The following is a 13,019-nucleotide window of genomic DNA, read 5'->3' as shown; positions in this document are numbered from 1 at the left end:
GCGCCTCACCCTCTAGAAAGGATTTCCCCCATGCGCGACATCTCGCGGCGTCAGGCGATCATCGGCCTCGGCGCGTTCGCCTCCCTTGCCCTGACCGCCTGCGGCAGCGACGGCGAGACCCCGGCCAAGGACGGCGCCACGGCGGCCGGCAACAAGGCCGGCTCGATGGCCGGCTACGGCGTCGGCCAGCAGTTCAAGGCGACCGAGCCGCTGTCGTTCGACGTGCTCTACAACAACCACTCGTTCTACCCGAACAAGCCCGACTGGCTGTTCTGGTCGGAGCTGACCAAGCGCACCAACGTCACGCTCAAGCCGGTGGAGGTGCCGCTCAGCGACTACGAGAAGAAGCGCAGCCTGCTCATCGCCTCCGGTGACGCCCCGCTGATCATCCCGAAGACGTACCACCCGCAGGAGGAGGCGTTCGTCTCCTCCGGCGCGATCCTGCCGGTCAGCAACTACTTCCACCTGATGCCGAACTTCCAGGACAAGGTCGCCAAGTGGCAGCTCCAGCCGGAGCTGAACTCGATCATGCAGACGGACGGCAAGATCTACCTGCTGCCCGGCCTGCACGAGAACGCCTGGGCCGACTACTCCTTCGCGGTGCGCACCGACATCCTGGAGAAGCTGAAGCTGGAAGTCCCCAAGACGCTGGACGACTTCTACAACATGCTCAAGGCGATGAAGGCCGAGTACCCCGACCTCTACCCGATGACCGACCGGTGGAGCGTGCCCACGCCGGGCGGCAACCTGATCAAGCTCATCGCGCAGGCGTACGGGAGCAAGGGCGGCTGGGAGTACGCGCACTCGATGTTCGACGCCGCGCAGGGCAAGTTCGTCTACACCGGCGCGATGCCGCAGTACAAGCAGGCCATCGAGTACCTCAACAAGCTGGTGAAGGAGAAGCTGCTCGACCCCGAGAGCTTCACCCAGCAGGACGAGGCCGCCAAGCAGAAGTTCATCTCGGGCAAGTCGTTCGTGATCAGCAGCAACGCGCAGTCGCTGATCAACGACTACCGGACGGCGCTGACCGAGAACGTCAAGGGCGCCAAGATCGTCAAGATCCCGGTGCCGATCGGCCCGGCGGGCGAGTACAAGTTCGCCAGCCGCCTGGAGAACGGCGTCATGATCTCCAAGAAGGCCACGGAGAACAAGAACTTCGTCGCCATGATGCAGTTCATCGACTGGCTCTGGTACTCCGAGGCCGGCATGGAGTTCGCGAAGTGGGGCGTCGAGGGCACCACGTTCACGAAGGACTCCTCCGGCAAGTACGAGCTGGCCAAGGACGTCGACTTCGTCGGCCTCAACCCGGGCGCCCCCAAGCACCTGCAGAAGGACTTCGGCTTCAGCAACGGCGTCTTCGCCTACGGCGGCCCGACCAAGCTGCTCCAGTCCACGTTCTCGGACGAGGAGATGGAGTTCCAGAACGTGATGAACGCCAGGAAGCAGTGGCCCGTCGAGCCGGCCGCCCCGCTCAGCGAGGAGGAGCGCGAGCAGGCCTCCATGTGGGAGACGCCGCTGAAGGACCACGTCACCCAGAACACGCTGAAGTTCATCCTCGGCGAGCGTGACCTCGGCGAGTGGGACGCCTACGTCAAGGAGCTGGAGGCCAAGAACTCCACCCAGTACATCAACCTCGTGAACTCCGCCTACGAGCGGTTCAAGAAGTCCCACGGCGGCTGATCCCCTCCAGGCCGGGCCGCTCCCTCCTGCCGGGGGCGGCCCGGCCGCTCTCTTTCCCCGCGGACCGAACAAGGAATAAGCATGCGCAACCTCGTCCCCGGCGAGCCCTCCGGGCGGCTGTCCGACGCCTGGCGCTTCTGCGTCGGCACCGGGCGCTTCGACCTCGCGCTGCGGCGCGACTACCAGGACTCGCTGGCGCTCGTCCAGCGGGAGATCGGCTTCCGTCACATCCGCGGCCACGGCCTGTTCAGCGACGGCGTCGGCGTGCACCAGCCCTACGAGTACGCGGGCAAGCGGCACGTCCGCCACTCCTTCACGTACGTGGACCAGGTCATCGACGCCTACCTGGAGCTGGGCATCGAGCCGTTCCTGGAGCTGGGCTTCATGCCGTCGGGCCTGGCCTCGGGCGAGCAGACCGTCTTCTGGTGGCAGGCCAACGTCACCCCGCCCAGCTCGTACGAGGAGTGGGCGGCGCTGGTGCGGGCCACGATCACCCACCTCATCGACCGCTACGGCCTCGACCGCGTGCGCCGCTGGCCGATCGAGGTCTGGAACGAGCCGAACCTCGACATCTTCTGGCAGGGCGCCGACGAGGCCGCCTACCACCGCCTGTACGAGGTCACCGCCCGCACGATCAAGGACGTGGACGCGTCGCTGCAGGTCGGCGGCCCCGCGATCTCGCCCGGCTCCGACGAGTGGATGCCGCGCTTCGCCGACTTCGTCACCTCCCGCGACGTGCCGGTGGACTTCCTCAGCCGCCACGCCTACACCTCGGGCCCGGCCCAGCCCGTGCCGTTCGGCGTGTACCAGACGCTGGCGCCCGCCTCCGGCCTGCTGGAGCAGTTCGCCATCACGCGCCGCCAGGTGGCGGGCGGCCCGCTGGAGGGCCTGCCGGTGCACATCACCGAGTTCAACTCCTCCTACCGGCCCGACAACCCCATCCACGACACCGCCTTCAACGCCGCCTACCTGGCGCCCGTGCTGGCCGAGGGCGGCGAGCTGGCGGACTCCTTCGCGTACTGGACGTTCAGCGACATGTTCGAGGAGGTCGGCATCCCGACCTCGATCTTCCACGGCGGCTTCGGCCTGCTGACCCACCGGCAGATCAAGAAGCCCACCTACCACCTGTACGCCTTCATGGCGCGCATGGGCGAGCAGCTCCTGGCCAGGGGCGAGGACCACCTCGTGACCAGGGACGACACGGGCCGCGTGACCGTGCTGGCCTGGGCGCCCGTGGACGTCACGGGCGGGCCGGCCGTGGCCGGGCACACCGTGCGGCTGTCGATCCCCTTCCCGGGCGAGTCCGCCTTCGTGCTGCGCTCGTCGGTGAGCGAGGAGATGGGCAACGCCTGGACGGCCTGGTGCGAAATGGGGCGTCCCAGGTCACCCCACCCCATACAGCTCGATATCCTCCGGGAAGCGGCGGAACCGGTTCGCCGTCACCAGAGTCTGCCGGTCACCGGCGGAACGGCCGATCTCGACCTGATCCTCGACCGCCACGAGGTCACGCTCGTCGAGCTCACCCCCGTGGTGGACGAGACCCCGCCGTGGTGGGACGACCGCCGGCTGCTCGGCCTGGAGGAGGGCATGCGATGAGCGACGTGACGGCCTCGAGGAAGTTCGGCACGGGCCCGCTCTCGCGGGCCTCCGCCCTGATCTACACCCTGCTGGTCGTCGAACTGCTCGTGCTGCTCACCGCCGTGCCCGGCCTGGTGGTGCTGGTGCTGCTCGACCGCTCCGCCGGCAACCTCCCGCTGATGGCCGCCTGCCTGCTGCCCGCCGGCCCCGCACTGTCCGCCGCCCTGTACGCGCTGCGGCACCGCAGCCGCGAGCTGACCGAGCTGCGGCCCGCCTCCGCGTTCTGGCGCGGCTACCGGCTCAACTTCGGCGCCGCACTCAAGATCTGGGTGCCCTGGCTCGCGGTGCTCGCCCTGGTCGGCACGAACCTGGGCAACTTCTCCGCCGCCGGGGTGCCCGGCTGGTGGGCGGCGCTGCTCGTCGTGCTGGCCGCGGGCGGCACGCTCTGGGTGGCCAACGCGCTGGTCATCACCTCGCTGTTCGCGTTCAGGGCGGTGGACGTGGCCAAGCTCGCGGCGTACTCGCTGGGGCGCTTCCCCGCCGCCACCCTGGCCAACGCGTGCCTGCTCATCGTGGCCGGCGGCGTCACCTTCTTCGCCACCGAGGCGGCGCTGGCGCTGCTGGCCTCGGTGCTCACGGCGACGCTGCTGTGGAACAGCCGCGCCATGATCACCGAGGTCCAGGAGCGCTTCACGCGTCAGTAGTGCGGCGCTTCAGCCGTCGGGGGAGCGGCGCTGCACCCGTCAGCAGATGCGCCTGCCGTGGGCGTCCGGCACGCCCGACTTGCGCAGGAAATAGGTGTTGACCTGGTCGCGCCACTCCTCCGCGCACCGGACCTGCTCGTCCAGCCGCTCCCTGACCCGCGCGTACAACGCCGGGTCGACGGAGCCCGCCAGCTTCTCCCACGCCCGCCGCATCCCCGCCGCCTCCTCAGCGCCTGCGAAATGCGTGTCGTAGATGTGCTGGATGACCGTCGTGCCGCTCTGCAGCACGTGCTCGTACGGCACGTGGTGGAAGAAGAGCAGCAGCTCGTCCGGGCACTCGGAGCGCGACTCGTACACCTCCGACCACGGCGCCGGGTACTGGCCCGTGTAGCCGGTGCCGGTGGCGCGGGTGCGGTCCACGCCGACGCCGTCGCGGTCGGCGAAGTGGTAGGTGCCCCACGGCGTGTACTCGTAGCCGTCCACGTCGGGGCCGTAGTGGTGGCCGGGGCGGACCATGAAGCCGACGCCGAGCGGGGCCGTGTACCGCTCGTACGTCGCCCACGAGCCGTCCATGATCTCGTGCAGCGTGCCGCGCACCAGGTCGTCTCCACCCGGGAAGGTCAGGCCGATCCACTCGTCCAGGATCGCCGCCGGGTCCAGCTCCGGGGCCCAGGCGAGCCGGCCGAACGCGTACAGGTTGGCCTGGGCCAGCGGGTGCCCCGTCCAATAGGGGTCGTCGCCCACGTTCGAGACCGCCACCAGGCCGCCGCGCGCGGCCACCTCGGCGACCGTGCGCTCGCCCGGCCCCCAGAAGCGGAAGCCGAGCACCTCGCTCCACATCGGGCCGAGGTAGCAGACGTGCCGCTGCTGGCCCGTGTACTCCTGCGTCACCTGCAGCTCCACCGCGAGCCTCGTCGCCGGCATGGCCGCGATCACGGGCGAGATCGGCTCCCGCGCCTGGAAGTCCATCGGGCCGTACTTGACCTGGAGGATCGCGTTGTCCCTGAACAGGCCGTCGAGCGGGGCGAAGTGGTCGTGGGCGGCGCGGGCCCGGTCGGTGGAGCGGTCGCGCCAGTCCTGGCGGTGGTCGTAGACGAACGCCCGCCAGTGCACCACGCCGCCGTGCGGGGCCAGGGCGTCGGCCAGCATGTTCGCGCCGTCGGCGTGGCTGCGCCCGTACGCGAACGGCCCCGGCTGGCCCTCCGAGTCGGCCTTGACCACGTACCCGCCGAAGTCGGGGATCGTCTCGTACACCCGCTCCGTCGTGCGCGCCCACCACGCGCGCACGCTCTCGTCCAGCGGGTCGGCGCTGTCCAGCCCGCCGAGCGCGATCGGCGAGGCGAAGTTCACCGACAGGTGCACGCGGATGCCGTACGGGCGCAGCTCCGCCGCGATGGCGGCGACCTCCGCGAGCCGGTCGGTCAGCAGGCGGGCCTCGGTGGCGTGCACGTTCACGTTGTTGATCGCGACCGCGTTCACGCCCGTCGCGGCCAGCAGCCGCCCGTACGCGCGCACCCGCGTCAGGTCCTCGTGCGGTACGCCGTCCCGCCAGAAGATCGAGCCGCCCGAGTAGCCGCGCTCGACCTGGCCCATCACCGGATGCACGTCGATGTTGTCCCAATGGTCCAGCATGCGCCGCCGCAGCGCCGGGCGGTGCACCTCGGCGGGCCAGTCCGTCCCGAACGCGGCCGCGCCGCGCCGCACCACCTCGAACCACCCGTACAGCAGGCCCGCCGGGTCGTCGGCCAGCACCACCGTGACGCCGTCCCGGCGGCCCAGCACGAAACCCTCCGGCCCGGGCTCCTGCCCCCGCAACGCCTGCACGGCCGGCGGCAGGTCGCCGGCCGTGGACAGGGCGAGCACCAGGTCACCGGCCGCACCCGGCGCCACCACGGCACCGCCGTGCCGTTCACAGGCGTCGGCCACCTCGGCCCGCACGGTGCCGGCCACCTCCGAGTCGTCGGCCAGGACCAGCACGCGGCGCGTACCGGCGGCGCGGAAGGCGTCAAGAGGCAGCCAGGCCGGATGCACGCCGGGCACATTCGCCTGTCTGCCGGGCACCTCCACCTGCATGTCGGGCACATGGGGAACGGTCACGGGGGCTCCTTAGAGTTCGGCGAGCGGGCAGAGACGCTGCCCGGCCACACGCGGCGGCGGACACGCCTGCACGCAGTGGTTTCGCCCCGAATCTACCGGTTCCCGCCGCGCCGCCCCGCACCGCCTCAGGGGGTCGCGTCGAACGGCGTGAGCCGCAGCCGCAGCGACGTCGGGGCGTGGTCCTGGATGTAGGTGGACCCGTCGGCGACGTCGTCGTAGGGGTAGCCGTACGCCTTGCCGCTGACGGTGTTCTCGTGCAGGACGCGGGCGTAGTGGTTGGTGAGCGTGGTGCGGTAGAACGTGGCGGGGTCGGTCGTCGGCTGGTTCGGGTGGCTGACCAGGGTCGTGCGGTTGAACCCGGCGCCCAGGATCGCCGCGACCGGGCCCGAGACGCCGTCGGAGTGCAGGGCGCCGTTGCAGTAGAACACGTCGCGGGTGCTCGGCCGGGCGAAGGCACGGATGCCCTTGTCGAAGACGAGCTGCCCGCCGGAGACCCGCCCCGTGTACGTCACGCCGCCCGCCGTCACCCGCAGGCTCGCCGACGTGTACGTGCTCCACACCTGGTCGATGTAGGGGTCGAGGTAATTGGCGGGGAAGAGCCCGGCGTCGATGCCGTGGCCGGGGGCGATCACCCGCAGGTTGTCGCCCACGATGAGCGGCTTGAAGGCGGGCTGGGCCGCGATGCCGGCGAAGATCTGCGCCCGCCCGTTCCGCACCAGCGTGCCCGATGTCTGCGTCGCCTGACCGGCCAGCCGCAGCTCCATCGGGATGCTGAACATGTCGACCATGGTCGTGTTGCAGAACATGCCGCTGCTGTCGAAGGTGAACTCCATGAAGTCGTGCAGCACGTTGTAGCTGGGGTCCGACGTCACCCAGCCGGCGGGGTGCTGGAGCGCGGGCCGCCCGTTGCCGTCGGTCACCACCCTGAACCTGATCTTCTGCCCCATGGAGACGTAGACCCGGCCCGACATCCACGGCAACGTCACCCGCGTGTCGCCGCTGGCGGCGAGCGGGATGGACAGGTCGGCGAACCCGTCGGGGCCGTTGAGCGAGAGCGACACCGGCACTTTGGTGCCGTCGGCCCTGACGAAGACCTGGTTGCCGGTGGCGGGGTCGGTGCCGACGACGTACAGGAAGATCGCGTTGTTGGCGTAGCGGTAGGTGTGGTTGACGACGGTCAGGGGCAGCGTGGTCGCGGCTTCGGCGCGCTGCGCGAGCGCCAGGAGAGGGGTGGCCGCCGCACCGGCCAGCAGGGCCCGTCTGGTGATCATCGTTCGACTCCTCAGCGGGGGGCTTCTGGGAGAGAGCGCTCTCTCGTGATCGGTTAAGTTTCTTTCCAGTAAGGGAGCGCTGTCAAGCGCTTCCGGAAAACGCCGGCGGCGGCTACAGGAGGCGGTCGCGGGCGTAGCCGGCGGCCTCCGTGCGGTTGCGGACGCCGATCTTGGCGAACGCGTTGTTGATGTGCGTCTTCACCGTCGTGCCGGCGATGAACAGGCGGGCGGCGATCTCGGCGTTGCTCAGCCCGCGCGCGATCAGCCGCAGCACCTCCACCTCCCGCACCGTCAGGCCGTCGGGGCAGTCGGTCACCGGCTCGGGGGCGCCCCGGGACAGCACCTCGACCAGCCGCTTCGCCGCCGCGGGCGCGAACGTGGACTGGCCGGCGGCGGCCGAGCGCAGCGCCGCCGCGATCTCCGCCCGGCCCGCGTCCTTCGTCAGGTAGCCACGCGCGCCCGCCAGCAGCGCCGCGTCCACGGACCGGTCGTCGTCGTACGTCGTCAGCACCACCACGGCCACGCCCGGATGGTCGCGGACGATCCGCCGCGTCGCCTCCACCCCGTCCATGACCGGCATCCGCAGATCCATCAGCACCACGTCCGGCCGCAGCTCCGCCACCAGCCGCAGCGCCTGCTCGCCCTCGCCGGCGTCCCCCACCACCTCGACGCCGTCGACCAGGTCCAGCAGGGCGACGAGCCCTTCGCGCATCACCTGCTGGTCGTCCACCACGAGCACCCTCACTCCGGCACCTCCGCCCGCACCTCCCACGCCGCACTCACCGGCCCGGCGTCCAGCGTCCCACCGGCCAGCGCCACGCGCTCCCGCATCCCCGCCAGCCCGTGTCCACCCGCCTCTTCCTCAAGCGCCTCGCCGGGCCTGGCGGCGGGAAGGGGGTTGCGGACGGTCAGGCGGACGGTGGTCTCGCCGTAGGACAGGTCGAGGGTGACCGGCTCGCCGGGGGCGTGTTTGGCGGCGTTCGTGAGGGCTTCGCGGGCCGTGCGGAGGAGGCAGACCTCGGCCGCCGGGGTGATCGGGCGGCGGGTTCCCGTGGTGCGCAGGTCCGCGCGTACGGAGTGGTCGAGGCGGTGCTGGGTGACCAGGAGGGCGAGGGCGTCGGGCAGCGGGGGGATGTCCTCGCGGAGCGCGGCGACCGCCGCACGCGCCTCCACCAGGCCCTCCCTGGCCAGGCCGCGGGAGCGGCGGATGCGGGCGACCGCGCCCGCCACGTCGCCCCGTTCGGTGAGCAGGGCCTCGGCCACGTCGAGCTGGACGCCCAGCGCGCCCAGGGAGTGGGCGAGCACGTCGTGCAGTTCCCTGGCGATGCGGGCGCGCTCGTCCAGGGCCATGGCGCGGGCCCGGTCGTGGAGGGCGCGCCGGTACTGGCGGCGGTGCAGGGCGAACAGGACCGTGCAGACCATCACCGCGCCCTGGACGACGATCGACGTGCGCGGGCGGTCGAACCAGATCAGGCTTCCGGCCATCAGCCCGAGGTCGGCCGCGGCGACCAGGCAGATCGCGGTCATGCCCGGCGCCGGGTGCGCCGCGTACAGGAGCAGCATGGCGAACAGGAACACGGTGGGTGCCGCCGACTCCGACCCCGACACCGCGGCGGCGATCGCGGAGCCGGCCGCGAGCAGGATCGTGGCGGGCGCCCTGGCGGGAGTGGCGGCGGGGAGGCGGCCGTCGAGCAGGACGAACGCCAGCCAGCACGCCATCGCGACGCCCAGCGCCGGCCACACGAGCGCCGCCGCCCGCGCGGGCGAGGCGACGGCCAGCGACCAGACGAGCACCAGGGTCAGCAGTGCCCTGGTGAGCCGCCCGGTCTCGGGGTCGTCGGCGGCCAGCAGCCGGGTGACCCGCCCCCACACCTCGCGCATGTGCTAGCGGGAGTCCCGCAGGCTGAGAATCATCTCCACCAGGATAAGGCGGAACGCGATGAAGCCGACGACCACGATCACGGCCACGACGGCGACCGCGATCAGGAACTTCCCGTTCATTTTTCCCCCGTTGGCGTCCAGCAGGCGTTGCAGCAGTTCGAGCCGTTTGTCCATGCCATGACGCTAGGGAGGGGGGCGGGTGGAGCGGCACGTCAGAAAGGTGGAGACGAGGGTGGAGACCCAGGGCTCATCTGCCCTGTCCCGGGCCGCTGCCCCGGACGCGGCCCGGCGGCTCGCGGGTGCGGCCCGGGGGCACCGCCTCGGGGGCGGGCGCGATGGCGGGGCTGGGCGTCCGGGCCGGGCGGCCCGCCCTCGTGGTCTTCCCGCCCGACGGCGCGATCGCGGGGGACGGTTTCGGCGCCTCCTGCCCGCCCGACGGCGCCACGGAGCCTCGCGTGCGTACGGAGCCGGGGCGGGGCGTGGCCTGGGCCGTGGAGGAGGCGGAGGTGGCGGCTTCCGGGGCGGCCGAGGCGCTGGTGGTGGGCCGGACCGGAGAGGAAGCGCTAAGAGAGGCCCCGATGGATGCCGGGGCCGAGGCGGGCCGCGGGGTGATCGCGGCGATCCGGCGCTCCGTGCCCGGCTCCCCGCTCGCGTCCGGCGTGGGTAAGGGGTCGAACGCGGGCGTACGACCGGGCAGGGCGATCAGGACGGCGGCGAGCACCAGGTGCAGGACGCCCAGCAGCAGGGTGGAGATCCGCAACGCCAGCCCCCGGCGGCGGCGCCGCTCGTCGGCGTGGCCGGTCAGCGGTTCCGGCGCTCCTGCCGATGCCATGCGGGCGTGTCCTCCGGGCTCGTGGGGCGGATGAGTCTCTCGATCTAGGCATGGATGATCTCAGGGGTCAACCCCGCAGGCCAAAACAGGACAACCCAGCCGTGAAAGGAAATCGGCCCTTCGGTTGAGTACAGGTGTGACTGCCAACATGACGGCTCCACGCCGGCTCACCCCGCAGGGGGCGATGAGCGACGCGGATCTGCTGAAGGCGTCGTACCGCAGGCCGGAGCGGTTCGGCGAGATCTACGACCGGTACGTGGCCGAGATCCACGCCTATCTGGGGCGGCGGCTCGACCAGCAGGCGGCCGACGACCTCGCCTCCGAGGTGTTCCTCGCGGCGTTCAGGAAGCGGAAGAGCTTCGACCCGGAGCGCGGCGAGGTGCGCCCCTGGCTGTACGGCATCGCGACGAATCTGATCGCCCTGCACCGGCGGGCGGAGGTCAGGAAGCTGGCGGCGTTGCGCCGCAGCTCCGCGGCCGGGGAGCGGCCGGAGCACGGCCATGAGGAGCGGGTCATCAGCCGCGTGGACGCCGCGAGCGAGCAGGCGCGGCTGGCGGCCGAGCTGGAGGCGCTGCCGGCCGGCGACCGGGACGTGCTGCTGCTGAGCGCGCTGGGCGGGCTGAGCCATGACGAGGTGGCCACCGCGCTCGGCATCCCGTACGGCACGGTCGGCTCCCGCCTGTCCCGCGTCCGCAGGAAGCTTCGTGCCGCCCTGGGCGGCGTCAACCCGCTGTCAGGAGGAACCGATGGATGACTTTCGGGCGGTGCGGGAGCTGTTGCCCCCGCCCCCCTTGGACCCCGGGGTCGAGCAGGCCGGCCGGGAGCGGCTGGGCAGGGCGTTCGCGCAGGAGCGGCAGGTGCGGCGGACGCGGCGGGGCCGCTGGAGTGCGGCGGGCGTGGCGCTGCTGGGCGCGGCGGCCGCGGCGGCCGTCGTGATGACGTCGGCGCCGCCGGTGGCGCGGCAGGTCACGCCCCCGGCAGGGGTGGCGACGCTGGCCGCGGACCGGATGTTGCTGGCGGCGGCCGAGACGGTGGCCAGGCAGCCGGACGAGGGCGCCTGGTGGGGCAGCACGCTGGTGAACGGCCGCGAGTTCGACGACCCGGAGCACCGCTACCGGCTGCGGCAGAGTGAGTCGGCCGAGGTGTGGATCCCCGCCGACCCGGAGGCGCGCACCTGGTACCGCACCACGTACCTGGGGGCGGAGCCGGCGAGCGAGCAGGACAAGGCGGCCTGGCAGGCGGCCGGCTCGCCGGCGTCCTGGACCTACGGCGGGCAGACGCCGGGCCTGGTCACGCGCGAGCGGGCCCGCGGGGTCGTCAGCGGGGCCCCGGGCGAGGCGGAGACCTGGTCGAGCGAGGACTGGGACTTCCGCGTCGTGCTCGCGGGCCGGCCGCTGACGAAGATGGGCGACGTCCCCGACACGCCCGAGGGGCTGCGCGCCCTGTTCGGGGCGGGCGTGGACGAGCGGGCGCTGGCCGACAACGTCGTGCGGCTGCTGGTGTACGCGCCGGTGACGAGCGGGACGCGCGCGGCGGCGTACCGGTTGCTCGCCTCGCTGCCCGGGGTGACGGCCGCCGGCCGGGTGACGGACGTGCTCGGCAGGCCCGGCGACGGCCTGGAGTACCGGTCGGGCGAGCTGCCGGTGACCGGGTACGCGGGGGAGACCCGGACCCGGCTGGTGATCGATCCCGCCACGGGAAAGCCTTTGTCGATCGAGACGCGCACCGCCCAGGACGGGCGGCTCCTGGAGTACACGGCGATCCGGGAGAGCGTCTGGACGGATCACAACCCACTGAAGGAGACGAAATGAGAGTTCTGGCAGCCGCGGTCGCGACGATGGCCGGCCTGGCGCTGGCGGCGGCGCCCGCTCAGGCGGCGGAGCCGCAGGGGAAGTACTGGCGGGTCAAGACCTTCATCACGCTGGAGCACATGCACCCGTTGGGCAGCGGTTACACGATGATGGAGCGGCGGGTCAGCGTGGACTGGGCGACGCCGGACGGCCGGTCGTGGACGGCCTACCGGCCGCTGGGCGCCTACCCGAAGACGAAGCGGGACGAGGAGGCGTGGAAGAAGGACGGCTCGCCGACCTCGTGGACGTACCGCACGGAGGGCATGAAGATCTCGCTGTCCACCGGGCCGGGCAAGGGCTGGGTGAAGAAGCAGGAGGACCGCCCGATCGCGTTGATGCTGGGGGAGCGGCCGGTCACGTTCGAGGAGCTGCAGAAGCTGCCCGCCGACGCGGCCGGGCTCAAGAGGCGGATCACCGCCGAGGTGAACGCCTGGATCGACAAGTCGGCCGAGGAGGCGAAGACCACCGCGCCCGGCGTCACCAAGAAGGACTGGCTGGACCACCTCGACCTGTTCGTGGCCGAGTCCCTGACCCAGCTCCTCTACCGGAACCCGGTGCCGCAGAAGGTGCGCGCCGCCGCGTACGAGGCGCTGCGGACCACCAAGGGCGTCCGGGATCTGGGGCAGGCCAAGGACCCGCTGGGCCGGACCGGCCACAAACTGGCCCTGCCCGACCTGGCCACCGACAAGCAGACGCTCAAGCAGCAGATCGTCGTGAACACGGGGACGATGACGCTGATGGCGCAGTACACCGACGACGCCCCGGCCGCCGGCGGCAAGCAGGTGAAGGGCCAGGACAAGGTGGAGGCGTTCGTGGCGGGCTGGACGAACGACGAGCCGGCCGTGCCCGACGCGACGTACGGCAAGTAGCGGCGTGCTCAAATCGTTCCAAACTGCTCGGAGTGGCTGCGCTATGATCACAGCGGAACAACCCCGCTCGCGCCGCTCACGGGACTCGAGGAACGATGTCGAGCATGAAAGAGGTCGCCCGGCTCGCCGGGGTCTCCGTCGGCACCGTGAGCAACGTGCTCAACCGGCCGGAGATGGTCGCGCCCGACACCCTGCGCCGGGTACGCGAGGCGATCGAGCGGCTCGGCTACGTGCGCAACGGCTCGGCCCGGCAGTTG

13 protein-coding genes are annotated in these 13,019 nt (G+C 71.7%); 7 read left to right on the top strand and 6 right to left on the bottom strand.

Annotated elements, in window-relative coordinates; all coding sequences use genetic code 11:
• Positions 1–30: 30 nt before the first annotated feature.
• The 3 genes from HCN51_RS55465 to HCN51_RS55455 all read left to right on the top strand — a co-directional run bounded on the left by HCN51_RS55465 (position 31) and on the right by HCN51_RS55455 (position 3,962).
• Entirely contained in the window at positions 31–1,680 is a 1,650-nt protein-coding gene (locus tag HCN51_RS55465) for an ABC transporter substrate-binding protein (protein WP_168021837.1), read from the top strand.
• Between the two features lie 81 nt (positions 1,681–1,761).
• The gene (locus tag HCN51_RS55460) at positions 1,762–3,276 is read left to right on the top strand and encodes a GH39 family glycosyl hydrolase (protein ID WP_168021836.1); all 1,515 of its coding nucleotides are present in this window, start codon (positions 1,762–1,764) and stop codon (positions 3,274–3,276) included.
• Complete coding sequence (locus HCN51_RS55455) at positions 3,273–3,962, top strand: DUF624 domain-containing protein (protein ID WP_168021835.1); 690 nt, start codon at positions 3,273–3,275, stop codon at positions 3,960–3,962. Before HCN51_RS55460 ends, HCN51_RS55455 begins: the two co-directional genes overlap by 4 nt.
• 39 nt (positions 3,963–4,001) lie before the next feature.
• Here HCN51_RS55455 and HCN51_RS55450 read toward each other — a convergent pair whose 3' ends face one another.
• From HCN51_RS55450 to HCN51_RS55425, 6 genes are all read right to left on the bottom strand, one after another.
• Positions 4,002–6,059: an alpha-glucuronidase gene (locus HCN51_RS55450; RefSeq protein WP_346434171.1), complete on the bottom strand. Its 2,058-nt coding sequence runs from the start codon at positions 6,057–6,059 to the stop codon at positions 4,002–4,004.
• Between the two features lie 125 nt (positions 6,060–6,184).
• A complete protein-coding gene (locus HCN51_RS55445; protein ID WP_168021834.1) occupies positions 6,185–7,330 on the bottom strand; it encodes a beta-1,3-glucanase family protein in 1,146 nt (381 codons plus the stop codon).
• Positions 7,331–7,442: 112 nt separating this feature from the next.
• Positions 7,443–8,075, bottom strand: coding sequence for a response regulator (locus tag HCN51_RS55440; protein ID WP_268966884.1), 633 nt, complete (start codon positions 8,073–8,075; stop codon positions 7,443–7,445).
• The gene (locus HCN51_RS62855; protein WP_168021833.1) at positions 8,072–9,211 is read right to left on the bottom strand and encodes a histidine kinase; all 1,140 of its coding nucleotides are present in this window, start codon (positions 9,209–9,211) and stop codon (positions 8,072–8,074) included. Before HCN51_RS62855 ends, HCN51_RS55440 begins: the two co-directional genes overlap by 4 nt.
• A 3-nt stretch (positions 9,212–9,214) precedes the next feature.
• Positions 9,215–9,385 carry a hypothetical protein gene (locus HCN51_RS55430; protein ID WP_168021827.1) on the bottom strand — a complete coding sequence of 57 codons (171 nt, stop codon included), beginning with the start codon at positions 9,383–9,385 and terminating at the stop codon, positions 9,215–9,217.
• A gap of 73 nt (positions 9,386–9,458) precedes the next feature.
• Complete coding sequence (locus HCN51_RS55425; protein ID WP_168021832.1) at positions 9,459–10,043, bottom strand: hypothetical protein; 585 nt, start codon at positions 10,041–10,043, stop codon at positions 9,459–9,461.
• Between the two features lie 148 nt (positions 10,044–10,191).
• On the opposite strand from HCN51_RS55425, the gene HCN51_RS55420 reads away from it, so the two are divergent.
• The 4 genes from HCN51_RS55420 to HCN51_RS55405 all read left to right on the top strand — a co-directional run.
• Positions 10,192–10,797 (top strand): RNA polymerase sigma factor, encoded by a 606-nt coding sequence (locus tag HCN51_RS55420; RefSeq protein ID WP_168021831.1) that lies wholly within the window; start codon positions 10,192–10,194, stop codon positions 10,795–10,797.
• Positions 10,790–11,854 (top strand): hypothetical protein, encoded by a 1,065-nt coding sequence (locus HCN51_RS55415; RefSeq protein WP_168021830.1) that lies wholly within the window; start codon positions 10,790–10,792, stop codon positions 11,852–11,854. Before HCN51_RS55420 ends, HCN51_RS55415 begins: the two co-directional genes overlap by 8 nt.
• Positions 11,851–12,762 (top strand): hypothetical protein, encoded by a 912-nt coding sequence (locus HCN51_RS55410; protein WP_168021829.1) that lies wholly within the window; start codon positions 11,851–11,853, stop codon positions 12,760–12,762. The genes HCN51_RS55415 and HCN51_RS55410 overlap by 4 nt, the downstream gene beginning before the upstream one ends.
• A 95-nt stretch (positions 12,763–12,857) precedes the next feature.
• Positions 12,858–13,019 (top strand): LacI family DNA-binding transcriptional regulator (locus HCN51_RS55405; protein ID WP_168021828.1); only part of this gene is annotated, 162 nt, incomplete at its 3' end.

The organism is Nonomuraea composti (genome assembly GCF_012034275.1).
Classification (GTDB): Bacteria; Actinomycetota; Actinomycetes; order Streptosporangiales; family Streptosporangiaceae; genus Nonomuraea; species Nonomuraea composti.
The sequence above is the reverse complement of the archived record's forward strand: the minus strand, read 5'-3'. Positions and strand labels throughout refer to the sequence as shown.